Origin of the sequence: Nocardioides sp. BE266 (assembly GCF_031457855.1) — a bacterium.
Lineage (GTDB): Bacteria > Actinomycetota > Actinomycetes > Propionibacteriales > Nocardioidaceae > Nocardioides.
Genome location: NZ_JAURTI010000009.1, coordinates 68,266 through 89,842, shown reverse-complemented (window position 1 = coordinate 89,842; position 21,577 = coordinate 68,266). Strand labels below are relative to the sequence as shown.

General features: G+C 72.2%; 19 protein-coding genes. 12 read left to right on the top strand and 7 right to left on the bottom strand.

Annotation, left to right across the window (positions count from 1 at the left end):
- Positions 1-14 precede the first annotated feature (14 nt).
- A complete protein-coding gene (locus J2X46_RS21570; RefSeq protein ID WP_310254242.1) occupies positions 15-1,952 on the bottom strand; it encodes a hypothetical protein in 1,938 nt (645 codons plus the stop codon).
- Between the two features lie 58 nt (positions 1,953-2,010).
- On the opposite strand from J2X46_RS21570, the gene J2X46_RS21565 reads away from it, so the two are divergent.
- From J2X46_RS21565 to J2X46_RS21555, 3 genes are read left to right on the top strand one after another with little or no spacing between them, the layout of a single operon-like run.
- Positions 2,011-2,823 (top strand): glycosyltransferase family 2 protein, encoded by an 813-nt coding sequence (locus J2X46_RS21565; protein WP_310254240.1) that lies wholly within the window; start codon positions 2,011-2,013, stop codon positions 2,821-2,823.
- Positions 2,820-3,212 (top strand): DUF2304 domain-containing protein, encoded by a 393-nt coding sequence (locus J2X46_RS21560; protein ID WP_310254238.1) that lies wholly within the window; start codon positions 2,820-2,822, stop codon positions 3,210-3,212. The genes J2X46_RS21565 and J2X46_RS21560 overlap by 4 nt, the downstream gene beginning before the upstream one ends.
- Complete coding sequence (locus J2X46_RS21555) at positions 3,209-4,111, top strand: glycosyltransferase family 2 protein (RefSeq protein ID WP_310254236.1); 903 nt, start codon at positions 3,209-3,211, stop codon at positions 4,109-4,111. Before J2X46_RS21560 ends, J2X46_RS21555 begins: the two co-directional genes overlap by 4 nt.
- 11 nt (positions 4,112-4,122) lie before the next feature.
- Here the strand turns inward: J2X46_RS21555 and J2X46_RS21550 are convergent, their stop codons facing one another.
- A complete protein-coding gene (locus tag J2X46_RS21550; RefSeq protein WP_310254234.1) occupies positions 4,123-5,223 on the bottom strand; it encodes a glycosyltransferase family 1 protein in 1,101 nt (366 codons plus the stop codon).
- 148 nt (positions 5,224-5,371) lie between these two features.
- Here J2X46_RS21550 and J2X46_RS21545 point away from each other — a divergent pair, with 148 nt between their 5' ends.
- The 6 genes from J2X46_RS21545 (at position 5,372) to J2X46_RS21520 (ending at position 10,415) form a co-directional block, all read left to right on the top strand.
- Positions 5,372-6,271 (top strand): glycosyltransferase family 2 protein, encoded by a 900-nt coding sequence (locus J2X46_RS21545; RefSeq protein WP_310254232.1) that lies wholly within the window; start codon positions 5,372-5,374, stop codon positions 6,269-6,271.
- Positions 6,272-6,349: 78 nt separating this feature from the next.
- Positions 6,350-7,117 carry a glucose-1-phosphate cytidylyltransferase gene (gene rfbF, locus J2X46_RS21540; protein WP_310254230.1) on the top strand — a complete coding sequence of 256 codons (768 nt, stop codon included), beginning with the start codon at positions 6,350-6,352 and terminating at the stop codon, positions 7,115-7,117.
- Positions 7,114-8,358 (top strand): class I SAM-dependent methyltransferase, encoded by a 1,245-nt coding sequence (locus J2X46_RS21535; RefSeq protein WP_310254228.1) that lies wholly within the window; start codon positions 7,114-7,116, stop codon positions 8,356-8,358. The genes rfbF and J2X46_RS21535 overlap by 4 nt, the downstream gene beginning before the upstream one ends.
- Positions 8,355-8,888 (top strand): dTDP-4-dehydrorhamnose 3,5-epimerase family protein, encoded by a 534-nt coding sequence (locus tag J2X46_RS21530; RefSeq protein ID WP_310254226.1) that lies wholly within the window; start codon positions 8,355-8,357, stop codon positions 8,886-8,888. The genes J2X46_RS21535 and J2X46_RS21530 overlap by 4 nt, the downstream gene beginning before the upstream one ends.
- Positions 8,870-9,652, top strand: a complete 783-nt coding sequence (locus tag J2X46_RS21525; protein ID WP_310254224.1) for an NAD-dependent epimerase/dehydratase family protein — start codon at positions 8,870-8,872, stop codon at positions 9,650-9,652. Before J2X46_RS21530 ends, J2X46_RS21525 begins: the two co-directional genes overlap by 19 nt.
- A complete protein-coding gene (locus J2X46_RS21520; protein ID WP_310254222.1) occupies positions 9,645-10,415 on the top strand; it encodes a CmcI family methyltransferase in 771 nt (256 codons plus the stop codon). Before J2X46_RS21525 ends, J2X46_RS21520 begins: the two co-directional genes overlap by 8 nt.
- Positions 10,416-10,432: 17 nt before the next feature.
- Here J2X46_RS21520 and J2X46_RS21515 read toward each other — a convergent pair whose 3' ends face one another.
- Complete coding sequence (locus J2X46_RS21515; RefSeq protein WP_310254219.1) at positions 10,433-11,743, bottom strand: lipopolysaccharide biosynthesis protein; 1,311 nt, start codon at positions 11,741-11,743, stop codon at positions 10,433-10,435.
- Between the two features lie 141 nt (positions 11,744-11,884).
- Here J2X46_RS21515 and rfbG point away from each other — a divergent pair, with 141 nt between their 5' ends.
- From rfbG to J2X46_RS21500, 3 genes are read left to right on the top strand one after another with little or no spacing between them, the layout of a single operon-like run.
- Entirely contained in the window at positions 11,885-12,961 is a 1,077-nt protein-coding gene (gene rfbG / locus J2X46_RS21510) for a CDP-glucose 4,6-dehydratase (protein WP_310254217.1), read from the top strand.
- Positions 12,962-13,007: 46 nt separating this feature from the next.
- The gene (locus J2X46_RS21505; protein ID WP_310254215.1) at positions 13,008-14,129 is read left to right on the top strand and encodes an acyltransferase; all 1,122 of its coding nucleotides are present in this window, start codon (positions 13,008-13,010) and stop codon (positions 14,127-14,129) included.
- A gap of 37 nt (positions 14,130-14,166) precedes the next feature.
- Positions 14,167-15,720 carry a DUF2142 domain-containing protein gene (locus J2X46_RS21500; RefSeq protein ID WP_310254213.1) on the top strand — a complete coding sequence of 518 codons (1,554 nt, stop codon included), beginning with the start codon at positions 14,167-14,169 and terminating at the stop codon, positions 15,718-15,720.
- On the opposite strand, the gene J2X46_RS21495 is transcribed toward J2X46_RS21500, so the two are convergent.
- The 4 genes from J2X46_RS21495 to J2X46_RS21480 form a co-directional block, all read right to left on the bottom strand.
- Positions 15,608-17,287 carry a glycosyltransferase gene (locus J2X46_RS21495; protein WP_310254211.1) on the bottom strand — a complete coding sequence of 560 codons (1,680 nt, stop codon included), beginning with the start codon at positions 17,285-17,287 and terminating at the stop codon, positions 15,608-15,610. The two genes, J2X46_RS21500 and J2X46_RS21495, sit on opposite strands and share 113 nt — an antisense overlap.
- The gene (locus J2X46_RS21490) at positions 17,284-18,330 is read right to left on the bottom strand and encodes a methyltransferase domain-containing protein (RefSeq protein ID WP_310254209.1); all 1,047 of its coding nucleotides are present in this window, start codon (positions 18,328-18,330) and stop codon (positions 17,284-17,286) included. Before J2X46_RS21490 ends, J2X46_RS21495 begins: the two co-directional genes overlap by 4 nt.
- Positions 18,331-18,389: 59 nt before the next feature.
- Positions 18,390-19,439, bottom strand: a complete 1,050-nt coding sequence (locus J2X46_RS21485; RefSeq protein ID WP_310254207.1) for a glycosyltransferase domain-containing protein — start codon at positions 19,437-19,439, stop codon at positions 18,390-18,392.
- A 71-nt stretch (positions 19,440-19,510) separates the two neighbouring features.
- On the bottom strand, positions 19,511-21,484 hold the full coding sequence (locus J2X46_RS21480; protein WP_310254205.1) for a TIGR03960 family B12-binding radical SAM protein: 1,974 nt from the start codon (positions 21,482-21,484) through the stop codon (positions 19,511-19,513).
- Positions 21,485-21,577 lie beyond the last annotated feature (93 nt).

The following is a 21,577-nucleotide window of genomic DNA, read 5'->3' as shown; positions in this document are numbered from 1 at the left end:
GGCTATCGCCCGGGTCAGCGGACCACCGAGTAGACCCAGCGCTCCTCGCCACCCCACGTGAACGACTCCTCGGGCTCCAGGCAGTCGAGGTCGAGCTCGCGCCGCGCCACCACGGTCGTCAGGCGGGGCAGCCGGTCGGCCACCACGCACGGCGAGCCCGCGATGTGGATGACGTCGGGGCTCGGGTTGGTCCACTCGAGCTCCTTGCGGCCCGACCAGGAGAACCAGATGTAGGAGCCGCCGCGGTTCCACACGTCCTCGTGCTCACGGCCCGGGTCGAGCCGGCTCCACGTCGCCATGTCGGGCCCGGACATCTGCCGGCCGGAGAACGCCGGGACGCCCGTGGCCATCAGCAGCGAGTCGACCGAGTAGTGGTCGGTGGCCCACGCTCCCCCGTCGGCGCGGGTCTGGTCGCCCAGCTCCTCCATCCGCTGCGCGACGGCGCTGCCGCGGAGGTCGCCGAGGCCGACGATCACCGGGTTGACCTGCCACACCAGCGAGAGCGCGAGGACACCGCCGAGCGCGTAGCCGGCGACGTGCCGCGGCCGCAGCGTGAGGACGAACACCGTCACGCCGAGTGCGAGCGCGGCCAGCCAGATGCCGCCGACGGTGAGGGCGGGGACCGACTGCACGCGCAGGAGCGAGCCGGCGTACGCCGCCACGACGGCCGTGGTGCCGGCCGCCATCAGCGACCAGGAGCGGGCACCCCGGTCACGCGCGGCGGGCAGGACCAGGCACAGCAGCAGGACGCCGAGGTGGCCGATGATCTGCGTCGAGCGTGCGGACGGCACCTGGTTGACGAGCGGGATCCTGGACCCGAAGGTGCCGAAGTCGACGGTCGACCACAGCAGCCAGAAGCCCGTGAGCGCCATCATCGACACCACGGCCCACCGCTGGCCCGGCACCCGCCAGACGACACCGCGCGCGAGCAGCAGCACGGCCAGCACGAGCGCGACGGTGAAGCCGGAGGAGATCTCCGAGGAGTTGGACCCGGCGACCTCGACGCCGTCGGCGAGCACGCGCAGGTTGGTCGCACCGAAGAGTGCCTGGACGGCGTTGGCCGAGCCGGTGAGCACGCGGGCCCCCGGGTAGACGGTGCCGCTGGTCGCGGCGATGGCGTCGCGGTTCTCGAGATAGATCGCGGCCAGGAAGAGCAGGGTGAGCGCCCCGACGCCACCCACCGCCGCGACCGTACGACGACGACCGGGCAGGGTGGCGAGCAGACCGGCGACCGTGCCGAGCAGCACCACCGGCACCACGACGACGGCCCAGGGCGGGTAGAAGAGCGGGGTCCGCACGAGCAGCGCGGCACCGGCCACGCCCCAGAGACCGGCGCGCCACCACCGGCCGTCGCCGGTGGCGTGAGCCGCGCGCTGGAGCGCGACCGCGCCGGCCAGCGTGAAGCCGAGCAGGGTGGCGTGGGTGTTGGACCACCACGCGTTGGCCGGGGAGAGGAGCACCAGGGCCGCGGCGAACCACCCGATCCAGCGGCTGCCCGTGAGCTCGCGGAACCACGCCGGGGCAGCGAGCAGCAGCAACAGCGTGCCGAGCCAGAACTTGGCCGCGAAGAGCATCGCGTCCGGCAGCCACGGACCGAGCCGCAGCGCGGACCCGTCGGCGAAGAGGAACGCCGTCGCCGGTCCGGTCGGGACCAGGTTCAGGTAGGCCTGCGGGGCCGTGAGCGGGTTGAGGTCCTCGGACCGCCCGGTCTCGGCCACCCCCAGCGACAGTGGCGTGGAGGTGAGGAACTCGTCGGCCCGGGTGCTGCGCGCCTCCCCGAGCATCACCCCGGTCGGGTGTGCGGGGTCGGCGCGCAGCTCGTCGGCGCCGACCGAGGAGGTGGTGATGCCGGCGAGCACGACGACGACGTAGGCCAGCAGCGGCGCGACGACGGCCCACGGCAGGCTGCGGAACGAGACCCGGCGACCGGGTCCAGTGACGGTGTGGCTCACTGGGACCCTGTCCTCCTCAACGGTTGGGAGCGCGAGCGGCCGCGATAGTATCGCGCCCATGCCTGGGGACCGCGTGCTGATCATCGTGCCCGCGTGGAACGAGCAGGACGCCATCGTCGGCACCGTGAACGAGATCCGCGAGTGCGTGCCCGACGCCGACCTCCTCGTCATCGACGACGGGTCGAGCGACCACACCGCCGCGCGTGCGCGCGAGGCCGGCGCCATCGTGTGCCCGCTCCCGTTCAACCTCGGCGTCGGCGGCGCGATGCGCACCGGCTACCGCTACGCGCTGCGCCACGGCTACGACGTCGCGGTGCAGATCGACGCCGACGGGCAGCACGACCCGCGCTACCTCGCCGGGCTCCTCGAGGCGCTCGACAGCGCCGACGTCGTCATCGGCGCCCGCTTCGCGACCCGCGACGACCCCTACAAGGTCCGTGGACCGCGCCGCTGGGCGATGGTCATGCTCGCCTGGGTGCTCTCGCACCTCGCGCACACCCGACTCACCGACGTCACCTCGGGCTTCCGCGTGTCCAACCGCCGCGCGATCTCGGTCTTCGCCACCCACTACCCGGCCGAGTACCTCGGCGACACCGTGGAGTCTCTGGTGATCGCCGCCCGCGCCGGGTGCACCATCACCCAGGTGCCGGTGACGATGCGCGCCCGCATCGCCGGGCAGGCGTCGCACTCCCCCTTCAAGGCCGCGATCTACCTCTGCCGGGCCGTCGTGGCCCTCGTGCTGGCGCTGGTGCGCGACTGGCCCGCCCAGGTCGAGGAGATCCCGGTGGTGACGACCCCGCCCGAGCCGACGGCCGCCCCGCCGCCGCAGCGGGCACCCAAGCCCCGCCACGAGCAGGAGGTCGGCCGATGAGCGGCACCACGATCCTGGGCCTGGCCGGCTCGATCATCATCCTGCTGGCGCTCTTCGAGATGATGCGGCGCCACCGGCTCCGCGAGAAGTACGCCCTCATCTGGGCGGTCGTGGCGCTGGCCATCATCACCGTGGCGGCCTTCCCGGCCATCCTGTTCCGCACCTCGGAGGCCATCGGGCTGGCCGTGCCGGCCAACCTGCTCTTTTTCGTGGCCTCGATGGTGATCATGATCCTGACCCTCCAGCACAGCTCGGAGCTCGGCCGGCTGGAGGAGCGCACGCGCACCCTTGCCGAGGAGATCGCGCTGCTGCAGCTCGAGATCGACCAGCTCCGCGACGGCGACGGGCCGCGCGGACGGGTCGAGCAGCACGACGAGCTGCGCGAGTGAGCGCAGCCGACCCCCGGCCGCTCGAGATCTTCATCCCCTACTGGGGTGACCCCGACCGGCTCTACGCGACGGTCGCGAGCATCCTGGCCCAGGACGACCCGGGCTGGACGCTCACCGTCGTCGACGACTGCTACCCCGACCCGAGCGTGGCCGAGCACTTCGCCGGCGAGCAGGACCCACGCATCCGCTACGAGCGCAACTCCACCAACCTCGGCATCGCCGGCAACTGGGAGCGCTGCCTGGGCCTCGCGTCCGGCGAGGTGATGATGTTCATGGGGTGCGACGACCTGCTCGAGCCCGGCTTCGTGGGGCGGGTCCGCACGCTGGTGGAGCAGCACCCGGAGGCCGACATCATCCAGCCCGGCGTCCGGGTCATCGACGACGAGGACCAGCCGGTCACCGGTCTGGCCGACCGGGTCAAGGGCTGGCTGCGCCCGCACGACGCGGTGCCGGCGCTCCACTCGGGAGAGGACCTGGCGGCCAGCCTCCTGCGCGGCAACTGGCTCTACTGGCCCTCGCTCGTCTTCCGCACCGAGCGGGTCCAGCGGTTCGCCTTCCGCCGCGACCTGCCGATCATCCTCGACCTGGCCCTGGTGGTCGACATGGTGGCCGACGGGTGCACCCTCCTGATCGACCCGGAGGTGACCTTCGCCTATCGCCGGCACTCCGCCAGCATGTCGGGCACGACGCTCACCGACGGCAGCAGGTTCGCCCAGGACCGACGCTACTTCACGGGCGCCGCCGAGCAGATGCGGCGCAACGGCTGGCCACGGGCCGCCCGCGCCGCGCGCCTGCGGTGGACGTCGAGGCTGCACGGCATCACCGTCCTGCCCGACGCCGTACGACAGCACCGGCGCGCGGGCCTCGCCCAGGTGCTGCGGCACGTCGCCGGACGCTGAGCGACCGATCGTCAGCGGCGCCCCGCGAGGGCGCGGTGGAAGACGTCGAGCGTCTCCCGGGCCACGCGCTCCCAGCTGAACGACCGCGCCTGCTCCAGGCCGGCCACCGCCAGCGCGGACATCTCGTCGGGGCGGGTGGCCGCCCGCGTCAGGGCGTCGGCGATGGACTGCAGGTCGAACGGGTCGAACCACAGCGCGGCGTCCCCGCCGACCTCGCGGAGCACCGGCAGGTCGGAGGCGAGCACCGGGAGGCCCTGCACCATCGCCTCGAGGATCGGCAGGCCGAAGCCCTCGGCGAGGGTCGGGAAGGCCATCGCCCGCGCGCGGGAGCGCAGGTCGGCGAGCTCGTCGTCCTCGACCCAGCCGCGCAGCTCGACCCAGTCGGCCATGCCGGACTCGGCGACTACTGGCGCGAGCGGGTCATCCCCCCGCCCACCCGTGATGACCAGCCGCGGGCGCACGTCCTCGTCGACGAGCGCGAGCGCCCGGATCAGGCGGTCCCAGTTCTTGTGCGGGCGGCGCTGGCCGCTGGCGATGACGAGGTTCTCCGTGGGCCGGTCGGCCGCGGCCGGCGCCGCCGGGTGGTCGGCGGCGAGCGGCACGACGTGCAGCCGCTCGTCGGGGAAGCCGAGGTACTTCACGATCTCGTCGGCGGAGACCTGGCTGTCGGTGACCACGTGGGCCGCGTTGGCCGCGCCGCGCTTCTCCATCCACATGACCGGGCGGGTGTAGAGCGGCGTCGTCATGAGCTCGGGGTGGCTCCAGTAGAGCATGTCGTGGATCGTGATCACGGTGGGCATCGAGGTCCACATCGGCCCCAGCGTCGCCGGGCAGTGCACCAGGTCGGCCTTGCGCCGCCGCGCGGTCCAGCTCGAGGCCACGAGCTCGCCGAAGGCCCACACGAAGCGGTTCTCGCCGCTGAGGCGCGACGCGACGACCTCACCCGGGAACCACGAGAGGTCCAGGCGGGCACCCTCGGCGCTGGCGAGCGCCACGAAGTCCAGGCCGGTGTCCATCTGCCCGAGCTGGCGGTAGAGCTCGCGGGTGTAGGTCTCCATCCCGCCCTTGGTGCCCGTGTAGGACAGCATGTCGACGAGGACGAGAGGGCGCACGGGGTTCCTTCCACCGGGATGCAGACGGGGATGCATGGCGCCCCAGTGTCCCTGACGGGAGCGACGTACGGCACTGCCGGGGGTCGGTCGCCGACGCGCCGGGTGCTCCTATGCTGGCGGCGGCCAGACGGAGAACCGAGGGGGCACCATGGCAGGCGACGCGACCGTGTCGATCGCGATACCGGTCTACAACGGCGAGGACTACCTCGGCGAGGCGCTCGGCTCGGTCGAGCAGCAGACCCGCGCCGTCGACGAGCTCCTCGTCTTCGACAACTGCTCGACCGACCGGACCCACGAGATCGCGGCCGCGCGGGTCGGTGAGGCCCAGGTCAGGCGCAGCGCGACCAACCTCGGCGCGGTCGCCAACTTCAACCGGGCCGTGGCGGACGCCACCGGGGAGTACTTCGCGTGGCTCGGAGCCGACGACCGCCTGTCCCCCGGCTTCGTCGAGCACACCCTCGCCGCCCTGCGCGCCCACCCCGAGGCCGCGGCCTGCCTGCCCGCCATCCAGTTCATCGACCCGGACGGCGCCCTCCTCGGCGTGCAGCGCGACCCGGACCTCGCGTCCGCGGACGCGCGCACCCGGCTGCGCTCCTTCCTGAACCGGCCGCGATGGACGGAGGTCTACTCCCTCTACCGTCGCGACAGGCTGCTGGCCTCGCCCAGGTTCCAGGACGAGTACGGCGCCGACGTGCTGCTGACGTGGTGGTTCCTGCTGCGCGACCCGCTCGTCGTCATCGACGAGCCGCTGGTCGAGTACCGCACCTACCCGGTCAAGTCCGCAGACGCGACCGCCGAGGGGCTCAACCCGAAGGCCACGCGGCGCCGCTGGCTGATGACCACGCTGTGGCGCAGCCTGTGGCGCCAGGCCGGCGAGGCCGGCGTGTCCCCGGGCGTACGTCGCACGGCGCGCCGCGAGCTCGTCCGCGCCCTGTGGCACCGCCAGTGGCTCAAGCACATCGCGTGGGACGTCTACCTCGTCGCCGGCGACGTCGTGCCCGGGAACCTGGTGGAGCGACTGCGGCAGCGCATCGCCCCGCCGGCGTGAGGCCGCCCTCCGCGGCAGCACCCCGCTTCGCTAGGGTCAGTCTCTGAATTTGTCGTGTCGAGGGGGAAGAACGCCGCCGTGAAGACTGTGATCCTGGCCGGAGGCCGAGGGACTCGCCTGGCCGAGGAGACGCATGCGATCCCCAAGCCGATGGTCACCATCGGCGAGCGCCCGATCCTGTGGCACATCATGCAGCACTACGCCGCCCACGGGTACGCCGACTTCGTGGTCGCGCTGGGCTACAAGGGCTACGTCATCAAGGAGTACTTCGCCAACCAGCTGATGCACTCCTGCGACATGTCGGTCGACCTCTCGACCGGGTCCGTGGAGTACCTCTCGCGCAGCAAGGTGGACTGGAAGGTCACCCTGATCGACACCGGCGCGGACTCGATGACCGGCGGCCGGATCAAGCGCCTGTCGGACATCCTCACCGAGCGGTTCCTCCTCACCTACGGCGACGGCCTCTCCGACGTACCGATCAACGACGTGATCGCCCACCACGAGTCCGTGGGCGCGCTGGCGACGATCACCGCCGTGCACCCGCCGCCGCGCTTCGGCTCGCTGGGCCTGCGCGAGGGCATCGTCACGGAGTTCCGCGAGAAGCCGCACGACTCCCACGACTGGATCAACGGCGGCTACTTCGTGGTCGAGCCCGAGGTGCTCGACCTGATCGAGGGCGACGCGATGCCGTTCGAGCAGGCTCCGCTGACCATGCTGGCGGAGCAGGGCCGGCTCGGGGCCTACCAGCACAACGGCTTCTGGATGCCGATGGACACCATCCGCGAGCGCGACGAGCTGAACAAGATCTGGGAATCCGGGAAGGCACCATGGTGGAGCAAGGCATGAGCGACGAGCTGACCCCGCGGGGGTCCCGGACCTGTCGTGGCTGCGGGGCCGACGGCCTCGTGTCGGTCCTCGACCTCGGCCGGCAGCCGCTCTCCAACGAGATGGCGCTCTCGACCGACGAGCCCAGCCCGACGTTCCCGCTGCACCTGCGCGTGTGCCCCGGCTGCGGCCTGGGCCAGATCGGTGAGTACGTCCTGCCCGAGCGCATCTTCGGCGCCGAGTACCCCTACCTCTCCTCGGTCAGCACCTCGTGGCTCGCCCACGCCGGCGAGTACACCCGCCACATGACCGAGGAGCTCGGCCTCACCGCGGGCGACCTCGTCATGGAGGTCGCCAGCAACGACGGCTACCTCCTCACCCAGATGCAGGACAGCGGCATGCGGGTGCTCGGCATCGAGCCGGCGCTCCAGGTCGCCGAGATCGCGCGCTCGCGCGGCGTCGAGACCCTCAACCAGTTCTTCGGGCTCGCCACGGCCGAGCAGGTCGTGGAGTCCCACGGCCGTCCGCGACTGGTCGCGGCGAACAACGTGATGGCGCACGTCCCCGACCTGCAGGACTTCCTCGCTGGCCTGAGCCACCTGTGCGACGACGAGACGGTCGTGACGGTCGAGAACCCGTCGTTCGTCACCCAGATGCTCGAGACGCAGTTCGACACGATCTACCACGAGCACTTCTCCTACCTCTCCGCCCACGCGGTCGCGGCCGCCACGTCCGGCGTCGGCCTCGAGCTGACCCGGGTGGAGAAGCTCACGACCCACGGCGGGTCCAACCGCTACTGGCTGACCCGCACCGGCACCCGTGAGCCGCACCCGAGCGTCGCGGAGGTCATCGAGGAGGAGCTGGCCGCCGGCCTGCTCACGCCGCAGCTCTGGGAGGACTTCGCCGAGCGCAGCCGCGCGGTGATCCAGGGCCTCCGGTCCTGGCTCGACGAGCGCCACGCAGCGGGGCGTACGGTGGCCGGCTACGGCGCCGCGGCCAAGGGCAACACCCTGATGAACGCCGCCGACGTGCGCTCCGACGACCTGGCGCTGGTGGTGGACGGCAGCGAGGCGAAGCAGGGCAAGTTCCTGCCCGGCAGCCACGTGCCCGTCGCCGCGCCCTCCGAGCTCGCCAGCGCGGCACCCGACGACGTCCTCGTCCTCCCGTGGAACATCGCCCCCGAGATCAGCCGGCTCGTCGCCGAGCTGACTCCGGGCGCGGCGTGCTGGATCGCCGTGCCCGAGATGCGGGAGATCGGGTGATCGAGGATCTCGGGATCCGGGGGGTGGCGCTGGTCCGCGGGGCCCGCCACCACGACGACCGAGGGTTCCTCCGCAAGGTGCTGGTCTCCGAGGAGGCCCGCGCGCACGGCCTCGACGTGGGCGTCGCCGAGGTGGTGACGACCACCAACGAGGTCGCCGGCACGATCCGCGGGATGCACTACCAGGTGGCCCCCTCGGCCGAGGCCAAGACGCTGTGGGTGACCGACGGCGCACTCCTCGACGTGCTCGTCGACCTGCGCCCCGACGAGCCGACCTACGGCCAGTGGGTCGCGGTCGAGCTGTCCGCCGGCGACGACGTGGCGCTCCACGTGCCGACCGGCATCGCGCACGGCTACCAGACGCTCGAGGACGACACCCGGCTGACGTACCTCATCAGCACCGGCCACTCCCCCGACCACGCCCGCACACTGGCGTACGACGACCCGACGGTCGGGATCGAGTGGCCGATGGCGCCGACGCGCATCTCGGTGAAGGACCGCGAGGGACACGCATGGCCTCCCGCGCCCTGATCACCGGCGCCTCGGGGCTGCTCGGCCAGTGGGTGCTGCACCACTGGGGAGACACGGCGATCGAGCCGGTGCCCGTGCGCCACGCCGACGTCGACCTCCTGGTCCCCGGCGCTGCGTCCGACCTCATCGGCCGCAGCGGCGCCACCCACGTGGTGCACCTCGCCTGGTCGGCGAGCGGGCGCGCCGACTACCGCACGTCGGGCGACAACGAGCGCTGGGTCGAGGCCACCCTCGAGCTCGTCGAGGCGGCTCGCGCCGCAGGCACCGCCGTGTGGCTCACCGGGACGGCCGTCGACGACGAGGCCGACGCCGCCGACGCCTACACCCGCTCCAAGGCGGGGCTCAAGACCACGCTGTCCTCCCTCATCGAGGACTCGGTCGTCGGGTGGCTGCGCCCCTTCTACGTCTTCGACGAGGACCGCCGTCGCCCCGCCCTGGTGGAGATGGCGACCGCGGCGCGCGAGCGTGGCGAGGCCCTCCACCTCCGCAGCCCGCACCAGCAGCACGACTTCGTCCACGCCTCCGACGTCGGACGTGCGATCGTGGCGACCGTGTCCCACGGCCTCGCCGGCGAGGTGTCGATCGGCTCGGGGAGCCTGCACTCCGTCGCAGACCTCGTGACCCGGCTCGACACCGCGTGGTCCGCCGACGAGGACCAGCAGGCCCCACCACCGACCCACTCCGGCGAGACTGCCGACATCACCCGCCTGGCCGCCCTCGGCTGGGCGCCCACCCGAACCGAGGAGTTCTTCACCCATGGCTGACACCACCGACCGCGAGTCCCACGGCGACTACGTCCCCGACGGCGGCGAGTTCGCCGACCAGCGACGCGCGTGGCGCGAGGCCCTCGCCGGCGACCAGGCGCTGCGGCAGCAGGCGGTGGACCTCCAGGTCGCCGCCGAGGCCCACAGCTACACCTACCAGTGGGAGTGGGCCGGGGTGCCGGTCATCCGGATCCCCGACGACGTGATGGTGCTCCAGGAGCTGTTCTGGTCCTACCGCCCCGAGCGGGTCGTCGAGACCGGTGTGGCCCGCGGCGGCAGCATGCTCCTCAACACCAGCCTGATGACGATGTGCGGCCTCGAGCCGCGGGTGCTCGGCATCGACCACAAGCTCTTCCCCCACACGACCACCGCGCTGGCCGACCACCCGCTGGGGGCCGGCGTCACGCTCCTCGAGGCCGACTCGACCTCGCAGAAGGCCGTCGACGCGATGCGCGAGTTCATCGACGGCGCCGAGCGCGTCGTCCTGGTGCTGGACAGCAACCACACGCACGAGCACGTGCTCGGCGAGCTCGAGGCGCTGGCCCCGCTGCTGCCGTCGGGCGGCATGGTGCTGGTCGCCGACACCCTCGTCGAGGAGTTCCCCGAGGGGCACTACGAGGGTCGTCCGTGGGACCGCGGCGACAACCCGATGACCGCGGTCAACGCCTTCGTCGAGGCGCACGACGACTTCGACCGCGCCGACGAGTGGACCCGTCGGGCGCTCGTCACCGAGTTCCGCGACGGGATCATCCGCCGCCGCTGAGGCGCCCCACGTCCGGGTCAGGGACGCGGTGCTCGCGCGAGCACCCTCGTGCGCGAGCGCCACCCGTCCCGCCCGAGCAGCCACATCGTCAGCAGAGCCGCCACAACCCCCACGAGGGGTGCCGCCGTCGCCCGCCAGAGCGGGTCGACCGGGATGAGCAGGACCACGACGAACGCCACTGCGGCGACCACCCACGCCCAGGCGATGCGGTCCCACCGCCCGAGCGCGCCGAGCGCGGCCTGCTGCACGACGCCGACGAACATCCCGCTGCTCGCCGCGGCGAGGACGGCGAGGTTGGCGACGCCGAGCGAGAAGTCCGGGCCCAGCATGATCCGGATCGCGAGCTGCCCGAGCAACGCGAAGGCGACGATGAAGGCGACGCCGGCGCCGGCCGTCAGGAGCTGGGCCCGGGCGCGGGTGCGCTCGAAGGCCGCCTCGTCGGACTGCTCGACGGCCTCGGAGAAGTGCGCGAGCAGCGGGCTCATCACCGCCGAGAAGAACTGGGTCGGGATGCGGCTCAGGGTCAGCGCCCCGGCGAAGGCACCGAGGAGGTGCGGGGACACCGCGTCAGTTGACTTCAGCCACGGCACGGACCCGTTGTTCGCCAGGAGCGGGCCCGCGGTGCCGATCAGCAGCAGCACGAGCGGCAGGAGGGGCACGTCGGCGCCCTGCAGGGTCGGCCGGGCGAGCCACGGTCCGATGACGCGCCCGCCCGCGAGCAGGCTCAGCACGACCGACAGGCAGGCGCCCAGCGCCAGCGTCGTGACCGAGTCGTGGCCGGTCGCGGCGAGTACCCCGATGATGGCCGCCCGCGCGACGCCGTCCGTCGACAGCTGTGTCGCGATCGCGACCATGTTGTGGCGGCCCGTCGCGGCCCCGCGCTGCAGCGACTGCGTCGCACCCAAGCACATGAAGACCCAGAGCAGGAGGGCCGGCGTCAGGTCGCCGCTGAACAGCTCGTCGGCCAGCAGGGGCGACAGGGCCGCGATCACCACGCCCAGGGCCGCGGCCATCGCCATCGCCCGGCCGAGCAGCACCCCCGTGACCCGCGTGGGCGAGCCGCCGCCGGCGAGCTCGAAGATGAGGAGCCTGGCGAGGTAGACCTCGAAGACGCCGAAGCTGGTGCCGAGGAGCGTGGCCACCGTCCACCACACCGCGAAGTCGGCGTACTCGGCGCTCGGCATGCTGCGTGAGGCGATGCCGAGCATCACCAGCGTGCCGACACCCGTCACCCCCAGCCCGAAGGCCACGACGACCGTCCCCGTCAGGAGCGTGGTCCGCCTCGCCTCCCGCGGGACCGGTCCCGGCTGCGGGGTCTGGTCCGACACTGAGGGTGGCTCCTTCACGGTGGTGGGCGCTGGGCGGGAGCCCGCGCCAGCCTATCGTCCGGGCACCCGACGACCTGTCCGGGCTCGCGACGCCGTGTGGTTCAATCGCGGCCGATCACCACGACGCACGAGGGGACCCCCATGCATCGCACCCACGACCCCGCCTTCTGGTCCGGTCGCCGTGTGCTCGTCACCGGGCACACCGGGTTCAAGGGAGCCTGGCTGACCTGCTGGCTGCGCGAGCTCGGCGCCGAGGTGTACGCCGTCTCGCTCCCGCCGGAGGCCGGCGACACGCCGCTGTGGGACCAGCTCGCCCTCGAGGGCGTCCAGGACGTCCGCGCCGACGTCGCGGGCACGGAGTGGCTCGCCGGCGCCGCCGCGTTCCGCCCCGAGGTCGTGCTGCACCTCGCCGCGCAGTCCCTCGTGAGCGAGGGCTACCGCGACCCCGCCACCACGTTCGGCACCAACGTGATGGGCACCGTGCGCGTGCTGAGCCTGGTCGAGCAGCTCCCCGACGTGCGGGCCGCGCTGATCGTGACCACCGACAAGGTCTACGACGTGCGCCAGCCGACGCCGTTCCGTGAGGGCGACTTCCTCGGCGGCAAGGACCCCTACTCCGCCAGCAAGGCGGCGGCCGAGCTGGTCACCCAGTCGTGGCCCGGGCTGACCGACCGGGTCGTGACCGCCCGCGCCGGCAACGTCATCGGCGGCGGCGACTTCGCGCTCAACCGCATCGTCCCCGACATCGTGCGCGCGTGGTCGACGGGCGAGACCCTCGTCCTGCGCCGGCCGCTCGCCGTCCGCCCCTGGCAGCACGTCATCGAGCCGCTGCTGGGCTACCTGCTCTACACCGAGGACGTGGCCAACGGCCGCGAGGTGCCGCGCAGCCTCAACTTCGGACCCGACCCCGCCCAGGCCGTGCCCGTGCAGTCGCTCGTCGAGCACGCCGCCACGCGGTGGGCCGAGCTCCGCGGCGCCGACGCGCCGGCGCGCTGGGAGGTCGAGCCGGACCCGGTGATGGAGGAGACGCACGACCTCACGCTCGACGCCGGCCAGGCCCAGCAGGTGCTGACCTGGGGCAACGTCTGGGGCTGGCAGGAAGCCATCGACCGGTCCCTCGAGTGGTACGCCCGGGCCGCCGACGGCGAGGACCCGCGCAGCCTGGTGCTGGAGCAGGTCGGGGCCTACGTCTCGCTCGCGGGCGCGCCGAAGCCCTAGGCCGCGAGTTCTTCGCGGACCGTGGGCCGTTGGTACGGTGCACCCCATGTCTGCGCAGTCCCGTCCGGTCAGGGCCGCGCGCCCGGGCCTCGGCGGCGTCCGGCTCGGTGACCGGCTCGCGGACCGCGACAACAACTTCGACGTGCTGCGGCTGTTCGCCGCGTGGGCCGTGCTGGTCTCGCACTGCTTCGCCCTCGTCGGCCGCGCCGAGCCGCTGCACCAGCTCAACGCCACCCTCGGCAACGTCGGCGTCCTGATCTTCTTCGCGGTCAGCGGCCTGCTGATCCGGCGCAGCTGGGAGTACGACCCCTCCCCGCGCGACTTCTGGACCAAGCGGGCGCTCCGCCTGCTCCCCGCCCTGGCCGCGGTGTCCGTCCTGACGGCCTTCGTGCTCGGCCCCGTGGTGACCAGCCGCCCCCTGTCGTCGTACTTCTCCTCGTGGGAGACCTGGATCTACCCGGTCCGGGTGACGCTGCTCTACACGTTCGGCGCGCCCCTGCCCGGGGTGTTCGACGCCAACCCCTACCCCGGCGTCAACGGGCCCCTGTGGAGCCTCCCCGTCGAGGTCTTCGCCTACCTCTGCCTCTTCCTCATGGGCATCACCGGGCTGCTGGCCCGCCGGTGGTTCGTCACCACAGTCGCGGGGGCGAGCCTGGTGTGGGCCGCCTGGTGGGTGCCGAACACTTCCGACTCGATCGCCTCGACGTACGTCCTCTCGGCCTTCGCCGTCGGTGCCGCCGCCTACACGTGGCGCGACCGCCTCGTCCTCAGCTGGCCCGTCGCGCTGGCGCTGTTCCCGATCTGCATCGCCGCCGGGCTGGGCCCGACGTCGGTGCGCGTCGTCGTCTGGACGCTCGCCGCGGTCTACCTCTCCTACTGGTTCGCCTACGCCGTCCCTCCCCTGGGCCGGCCGCTGGTCCGGTGGGGCGACGCGTCCTACGGCGTCTACATCTGGGCCTTCCCGATCCAGCAGGCGCTGGTGCAGTGGGGCGTCCGCGACCCGTGGCTGATGCTCGTCATCGCCACGCCCGTGGTCTGGCTGCTGGCCATCGCCTCCTGGCGCCTCGTCGAGCGTCCCGCGCTGCGCCGCAAGCCCCACCCGACGGCCGCGACGGCCGGCGACCGGCCCGCCGACCCCGCGCTGGGCGCGGGCCGGACCCACGGATAGGCTCGCGTCCCTTATGTCCAGCGGGAGGTACGTCGCCGTGTCCGAAGCGCGACGGTGGCACCGGCGCCCTGCCCTGCGGGCAGCGGCTGCGTGGCTGGCCATCTGCGTGGCGGCCTTCGTGGCACTGGCCGGCTGGGCGCTGGCCTCCCCGGCCGGCTCGTCCCCCGACGACAACTACCACCAGCCCTCCATCTGGTGCGCCCAGGGCATCGAGGACGGCCACTGCGGAGCGGTCGAGGGCGACGACACCCTGCGCACGGTGCCGTACCTCGTGGCCGCCGGCACGTGCTTCGCCACCGACTTCACGATCAGCGGCGCATGCCAGGACGAGCTCCCCCAGGAGGACATCCCGACCGACCACGGCAACTGGGGCGGCGGCTACCCGCCGTACTTCTACGCGGCGATGTCCCCCTTCGTGGACGACGACGTCCAGGGGTCGGTCCTCACCATGCGGCTGGTGAACTCCCTGATCGCGGTGGTGCTCATCGGCGCTCTCGCGGCACTGCTGCCGCGGCGCCGGCGACCGCTCGCCACGCTCCCGCTCCTGCTGACCGCGGTGCCGCTGTCCATGTCGATCATCCCCTCGACCAACCCGAGCTCGTGGTCGGTGGTCGCGTGTGCGGTGGTGTGGCTCGCGCTCTACGTCGCCTACGAGGAGACCGGGTGGCGACGCCACGCGCTGGCCGTGCTCGCCCTCGTCGCGTCGTTCCTGGGCGCAGGCTCGAGGCCCGACACCTGCCTCTTCGTGATCATGAGCGTCGTGCTGGTGATGATCCTGCGGGCGCGGCACCTCCGGAAGGCGCCGATCGTCACCGCCGTCGCCGTGGTCTGCCTGGTCCTCGCCGCGGTCATCTTCATGCAGTCGGGCCTCAGCTCGGCCCTCGCGGACAGCTTCGGCCAGATCGACCAGACGCTGTCCCTGAGCCAGCTGATCCTGATGAACCTCGCCCTGCTGCCCACGCTCTGGCTCGGCATCTTCGGCTCGGGTCCGATGGGCCGCACGGGCTGGCTCGACACCCCCTTCCCGCCCATCGTCCCGATGCTGGCGATCGCGGTCTGGTTCCCGCTGCTGCTCCAGGGGCGCAAGCGGCTCTTCCCCGCCAAGGTCGTGGGCCTGGTCCTGGTCGGGGCCGCGCTGTTCGTCCAGCCGCTGTACCTGCTGGTCCGCTCGGGCCTGCTGGTGGGACAGGGCGTCCAGCCGCGCTACCTGCTGCCGCTGATCGTGATCTTCACCGGACTGGCCCTGCTCGGCACCCGCGGCGTGACGGTGCGCCTGTCCCCGGCGGCGTACTGGACCACGGTGGTCACGCTCGCGATCGTGCACTCGGTCGCGCTGCACGTGCAGATGCGCCGTTACGTCACCGGCCTCGACGTCTCGTCGGTGCGGTTCGGGCACGGGCACGAGATCGAGTGGTGGTGGAGCCGCGGCCCCGGGCCCACGTTGACGTGGGTCGTCGCGTCGATGGCGTTCGCGATCGTCACTGCCGCGGTGCTGCGCCAGCTGCGCGTAGCCCCGGATCGGCCTCGCGGATCCGCTCTCGCAGGATTCGGTGCGGGTCGATCATCGGGGACGCGACGGCGGACGGCGTGAACGGGTCCTCCTCCGGGATCCCCCAGCGTCGTACGACGGCGTAGCGCTCCCACGCCTCGGCCTTGCCCTCGCGGGTGCGCGACTCGAAGTGGAACAGCTCGCAGTTGGCGATCCACACGATCGAGCGCCCGACATGGCGGACCTTGTAGCAGAGGTCGACGTCGTTGAAGTTCGACGGCAGCGCCTCGGTGAAGCCGCCGACCTCGAAGTAGGTCTCGCGCCGCATCGCCGCGCAGGCCGCGGTCACGCCGCTGACCTCGCGGTTGACCACCAGTTCGCCGAACGGGCCAGGCTCGTCGCGCGTCCAGAAGCGGAACGGGTGGCGGTAGTGGGTGCCCCAGTAGGCGTGGCAGGCGTGCTGGACGGTGCTGTCGGCGAAGTAGAGCTTCGCCCCGGTCAGCCCGACCTTCGGGTCCTCCAGCGGCGCGACGAGGTTCTCCAGCCAGCGGTCGGAGATCACCTCGACGTCGTCGTTGAGCAGCACCAGCCGCTCCCCCGACGACGCGACGACGCCGACGTTCATCTTCTCGCTGTAGTTGAACGGCTTGAGGTACGGCACCAGCACCAGGCGGTCGCCGGCGACCTCGCGGAGCTCGTCGAGCACCTCGGGCGGGGTCGGCGCGTCGTGCACGACGACGACCTCGACGTCCTCGTGGTCGGTGTGGGCGAGGAGCGAGCGCACCGCCTCGACGACCATCACCCGGCGCGCACCGAAGACGACGTCGGACTGGCCCAGGGTCGGGATCACGACCGAGACCCGCAGGCCCGGGTCGAGCTCGCGCTCGATGACGTAGCGGCCGGGCTCGGCGCCCTGCTCGACGCGCCCGGCCACACCGGTGCGGTCGAGGTGGTCCTGGACGGCCTTCTGCCCGGCGATGGTGGCGTAGGGCTTGGCATCGATCGCGGCGGAGGTGGACCCGGCGACGGCGCGCCAGTGGTAGAGCACCTGGGGGATGTGCACGACGCGGCGGGCGACCTCCCCCACCCGCAGCGCGAGGTCGTGGTCCTGGGAGCCGTCGTAGCCCTCGCGGAAGCCGCCGACCCGGCGCACCACGGACGTGCGGATCACCGACAGGTGGGAGGTGTACATCTGGCCGCGCAGGCGCTCGGGCGACCACTCCGGCTTGGTGAAGCGGCCGTAGGTGGTGCCGTGGACGTCGACCTTGTCCTCGTCGGAGTAGAGGTAGTCGACGTCGTCGTGCCGCGCGATGCGACGGGCGTTGACGGCGAGCGCGTCGGGCGTGAGCAGGTCGTCGTGGTCGAGCAGCACGATGAACTCACCGCGGGCGGCGTCGATGCCGTCGTTGGACGCCGCCACGATGTGGCCGTTCACATCGCGCTCGAGGAGCCGGATCCGCTCGTCCTTGAGCATGTAGCGGGTGATCGTGGTGACCACCGCCGGATCGGTCGAGGCGTCGTCGACCAGGATCCACTCCCAGTCGCGGTGCTCCTGGGCGAGCACCGAGGCGATGGTCTCCTCGAGGACGTCGAGGGGCGGGTCGAAGACCGGGGTGACGATCGAGAACAGCGGGCCGCTGCGGTCGCCGTCGGCCTGCTGCGGGCTCACCCGAGCCGCCGTCGTACGGCACGGGCGACGCGGCGCGGGAACGACGTCCGCGCGGCCGCCAGCTCGCCCTCGAGGTCAGCCACCCGGCGGCGCAGGCGCTGGACCTGCTGCTCCGAGCGCTCGTTGACGCGGGCCAGCCGCTTCTGGAGCTCGTCGCGCTTCTGGGTGGTGCGGGTGAGCTTGCGCGAGGTGGAGCGCAGCTCCTGGGCCATCCGGGTGAGGTCACGGTTGACCCGGCCGATCTCGGCCTCGGTGCCGATGAACTGGTCGCGGTTGACCAGCAGGTCGTGGCGGGCCTCGCGCAGCGCCTCCTGCAGCTTCGCGTCGCCGCCGTCGACCTCCTGGCCCAGCCGGCTGACCTCGCGCTGCGAGGCGAGCAGCGCCTCGCGCTTGGCGACGGTCTCGGTGACGTAGCGGTTGAGCACGGTCTCGTAGCGGTCGACCAGCTCGCGCGAGGACGGCTCGGCGCGCTCGAAGAGGATCGCCCACGAGGTGATGAAGGACAGGTCGACGTCGGTGCGGCGGTAGAAGCCGCGGTCGGCGAACCAGGCGGCCCACTCGCGGGTGTCGTGCACGTTGATGTGGGTGGGCTCGTCGAGGTCGCTCGGCGTGGAGGAGAAGACGATCCGGTCGGTCGCGGCGGTCATCGCGTCGATCGCGTCGTGGGCCGCGGACGCTTCCATGTGCTCGAGCACCTCGATGCAGGTGATCAGGTCGTAGCGGCCCTCGATCGGCTCCGTCGCGGAGGCGACGCTGAGCCGGTCGCGCACGTCCTCGTGGGCGCTCGCCACGGCGTGCTCGGAGACGTCGATGCCGGTCGCGTCCACGCCCTGCAGCAGGAAGGCGTGCACGAGCAGGCCGCGGGCGCAGCCGACGTCGAGGACCGTCGCGGCGGGGGCGACGGCGAGCAGCCGCTCGGCCATCCGGGTGAAGAAGGTCCGCCACTCCTCGTTGTCCCACGAGTAGTCGCCGTGACCACCGAGGTGGGCCTCGTTGTAGTAGTCCCGACCGTAGTCGACCGAGGTGGTTCCCTCGTGGGTCATCTGTCTCCTTCGTCGCGTCCCGGGTTCACGCACCCGGCAGGCTATCCCACGGGATGCCCTCAGCCGCGACCCCGGACCCGGCGCACGAGCCCGCGCCACCGCCGCTTCCAGGGCCCCGGGCGCGCGCTTGTCGTCGTACGACTCCGGCGGGCGTCGTGGCGCAGCCGCTCGATGCGGTCGCGGGCGTCGACGAGCTCCTGCGCGGTGAGGTTGCGCTGGTGGCGGACCTGGTCGAGCTCGACCTGCGTGGCGTGCGCGCGCTCGCGCGCCTCGGCCAGGTCGGCCTCGAGGCCGGCGACCTGCTGGTCGCGCGAGGTCACCGTCGCCGCCAGCGTGGTCGTGGCGTCGTCGAGGGCCTTCTCGAGCGCTCCGACGCGGCCTGCGGGCGGGCGCAGCGCCACGCGCAGCCCGGAGCCATGCCGTGCGGGGTCGCGCCCCTCCGCGCGCGGCCACTCGTGCCACGGCGAGGAGTGCGAGTCGATCTCCACCGAGCGCAGGCGCACGTCGTGGCGACGCATGACCGGGAGGAACGAGAGCTGGTCGCGGCGCGAGTAGCGCAGGACGTCCTCCCACCACGCCTGCATCGCCGCGGCCGTCGCGGCGGTGTGCCGGCGGGCGAGCATCCCGGTCCAGTGCGGGTTCTCCTCGAGCAGAGCGGCGTCGGTCGCGAGGTAGTGGGTCAGCTGCTCGTAGACCCGCGCGAAGTCGTCGCGTCCGCTGTCGATGACCGCCTCAGCCTCGCCGAGGACCGAGGTGCGGAAGGAGTGCAGCGGTGCCGCCACGTCGGCGTCGGCCAGCCACTCGTCGAAGAGGTCGTCCGGCGGCCGGTTGAGCGCCACCGTGTTGTCGATCCACAGCGTCTCGTCGTACGCCGCCAACGCGGGGTGCCCGAGGATCTTCAGCGCCCGCGCGCTGCGCGTGAGGTCGTGCGGCAGCCGCGGGTCGACGACCACCAGCTGCCAGGTCGTGCTGGTCAGGTCGGGGTCGTCGGTGAAGCAGATGAAGGCAAGGTCGGAGTCAAGGGCGACCTCCTCCTCGCGCAGGCGCTCGTAGCCCCCGACGAGGGCGCGGTAGACGGCCCGTCGGGGCGCTTCGTCGGGCACGGTCATCGGACCCCCTCACGTCGGTGGAGGGACGCACCGTACCGGCAGGGAGGTGCCCCGCGCGGGGCGTCTCGGCCTCAGACCACGCTGAGCGGGAGCAGCTTCTGGCCCGTGGGGCCGACCTGGATCTCGGTGCCCATCTCAGGACACACACCGCAGTCGTAGCACGGCGTCCAGCGACAGTCCTCGATCTCGATGTCGGCGCCGTCGGCGGTCGCGAGGGCGTCCTCCCAGTCACCCCACAGCCAGTCCTTGTCGAGGCCGGAGTCGAGGTGCTCCCAGGGCAGCACCTCGTCGTAGTCGCGCTCGCGGGTGGTGTACCAGTCGACGTCGACGCCGGTGCCGTCGAGCGCCTTCTCGGCGGACGCCATCCAGCGGTCGTAGGAGAAGTGCTCGCTCCAGCCGTCGAAGCGGCCGCCGTCGCGCCACACCTCCTCGATCACGCGGCCGACCCGGCGGTCACCGCGCGAGAGCAGGCCCTCGACGATGCCGGGCTTGCCGTCGTGGTAGCGGAAGCCGATCGCGCGGGCGTACTTCTTGTCCTCGCGGACCACCTCGCGCAGCAGCCGGAGCCGCTCGTCGGTGGACTCGTGGTCGAGCTGGGCTGCCCACTGGAACGGCGTGTGCGGCTTGGGCACGAAGCCGCCGATCGACACGGTGCAACGGATGTCGTTGCGACCGGAGACCTCGCGCCCGGTCTTGATCACGCGCTTGGCGAGGTCGGCGATCGCCAGCACGTCCTCGTCGGTCTCCTGCGGCAGGCCGCACATGAAGTAGAGCTTCACCTGGCGCCAGCCGTGGGAGTACGCCGCCGCGACCGTGCGGATCAGGTCGTCCTCGCTGACCATCTTGTTGATCACCTTGCGCATCCGCTCGGAGCCGCCCTCGGGCGCGAACGTCAGGCCGGAGCGGCGGCCGTTGCGGGAGAACTCGTTGGCGAGGGTGATGTTGAAGGCGTCGACGCGCGTGCTGGGCAGCGACAGCGAGACGTTCGAGCCCTCGTAGCGGTCGGCGAGACCCTTGGCGACGTCGGCGATCTCGGTGTGGTCGGCGCTCGACAGCGAGAGCAGGCCGACCTCCTCGAAGCCGGACTTGCGGATGCCGTTCTCGACCATGTTGCCGATGGTCTCGATCGAGCGCTCGCGCACGGGGCGGGTGATCATGCCGGCCTGGCAGAACCGGCAGCCGCGCGTGCAGCCGCGGAAGATCTCGACCGAGAAGCGCTCGTGCACGGTCTCGGCGAGCGGCACCAGCGGGTTGGCCGGGTAGGGCCACTGGTCGAGGTCCATCAGGGTGTGCTTGCGCACCCGGAACGGGATCCCCGGCCGGTTGGGTACGACGGCCTCGATGGCGCCGTCGGCGCCGTAGGCGACGTCGTAGAAGCGGGGCACGTAGATGTTGCCGGTGACGGCCAGGCGGCGGAGCAGCTCGTCGCGGCCGCCCGGGCGGTCCTCGGCCTTCCACTCGCGCACGACCTCGGAGATCGCCAGCACGACCTCCTCGCCGTCGCCGAGCACGGCGGCGTCGACGAAGTCGGCGATCGGCTCGGGGTTGAAGGCGGCGTGGCCGCCGGCGATCACGACCGGGTCGTCCTCGCCGCGGTCGGCCGCGTGGAGCGGGATGCCCGCGAGGTCGAGGGCGTTGAGCATGTTGGTGTAGCCGAGCTCGGTGGAGAAGCTCAGGCCGAAGAGGTCGAAGGCGCGGACCGGGCGGTGGCTGTCGACGGTGAACTGCGGGATCGGGCCCTGCTCGTCACCGGTGCGCATCACCTGCTCCATGTCGGGCCACACCGAGTAGGTGCGCTCGGCGAGGATCCAGTCGCGCTCGTTGAGCACCTCGTAGAGGATCTGCACGCCCTGGTTGGGCAGGCCGACCTCGTAGGCGTCGGGATACATCAGCGCCCAGCGCACGGTCGGGCCGCCGGCCTCGGAGGAGGCGGCGCAGTCCCAGTCCTTGACGACGGAGTTCAGCTCGCCGCCGACGTACTGGATGGGCTTCTGCACCGACGGCAGCTTCGCCTCCAGGCGCGGGAAGACCGACGCGACGGACATGCTCGAAACACCTCGATGAAGGACGGGATCAGGGAAGACGGCGCACGGGAAGGGCGGCCGGTCATCAAGGTTACTTCGACGCCGGTGGTGCGA

What these genes read in the sequence shown, in the direction of transcription:
- J2X46_RS21560 (WP_310254238.1), top strand. Translation starts at nt 2,820, where the DNA reads ATGAGCGGCACCACGATCCTGGGCCTGGCCGGCTCGATCATCATCCTG.
- J2X46_RS21545 (WP_310254232.1), top strand. Translation starts at nt 5,372, where the DNA reads ATGGCAGGCGACGCGACCGTGTCGATCGCGATACCGGTCTACAACGGC.
- J2X46_RS21505 (WP_310254215.1), top strand. Translation starts at nt 13,008, where the DNA reads ATGTCTGCGCAGTCCCGTCCGGTCAGGGCCGCGCGCCCGGGCCTCGGC.
- J2X46_RS21525 (WP_310254224.1), top strand. Translation starts at nt 8,870, where the DNA reads ATGGCCTCCCGCGCCCTGATCACCGGCGCCTCGGGGCTGCTCGGCCAG.
- J2X46_RS21535 (WP_310254228.1), top strand. Translation starts at nt 7,114, where the DNA reads ATGAGCGACGAGCTGACCCCGCGGGGGTCCCGGACCTGTCGTGGCTGC.
- J2X46_RS21565 (WP_310254240.1), top strand. Translation starts at nt 2,011, where the DNA reads ATGCCTGGGGACCGCGTGCTGATCATCGTGCCCGCGTGGAACGAGCAG.
- rfbG (WP_310254217.1), top strand. Translation starts at nt 11,885, where the DNA reads ATGCATCGCACCCACGACCCCGCCTTCTGGTCCGGTCGCCGTGTGCTC.
- J2X46_RS21485 (WP_310254207.1), bottom strand. Translation starts at nt 19,439, where the DNA reads ATGACCGTGCCCGACGAAGCGCCCCGACGGGCCGTCTACCGCGCCCTC.
- J2X46_RS21520 (WP_310254222.1), top strand. Translation starts at nt 9,645, where the DNA reads ATGGCTGACACCACCGACCGCGAGTCCCACGGCGACTACGTCCCCGAC.
- J2X46_RS21490 (WP_310254209.1), bottom strand. Translation starts at nt 18,330, where the DNA reads ATGACCCACGAGGGAACCACCTCGGTCGACTACGGTCGGGACTACTAC.
- J2X46_RS21480 (WP_310254205.1), bottom strand. Translation starts at nt 21,484, where the DNA reads ATGTCCGTCGCGTCGGTCTTCCCGCGCCTGGAGGCGAAGCTGCCGTCG.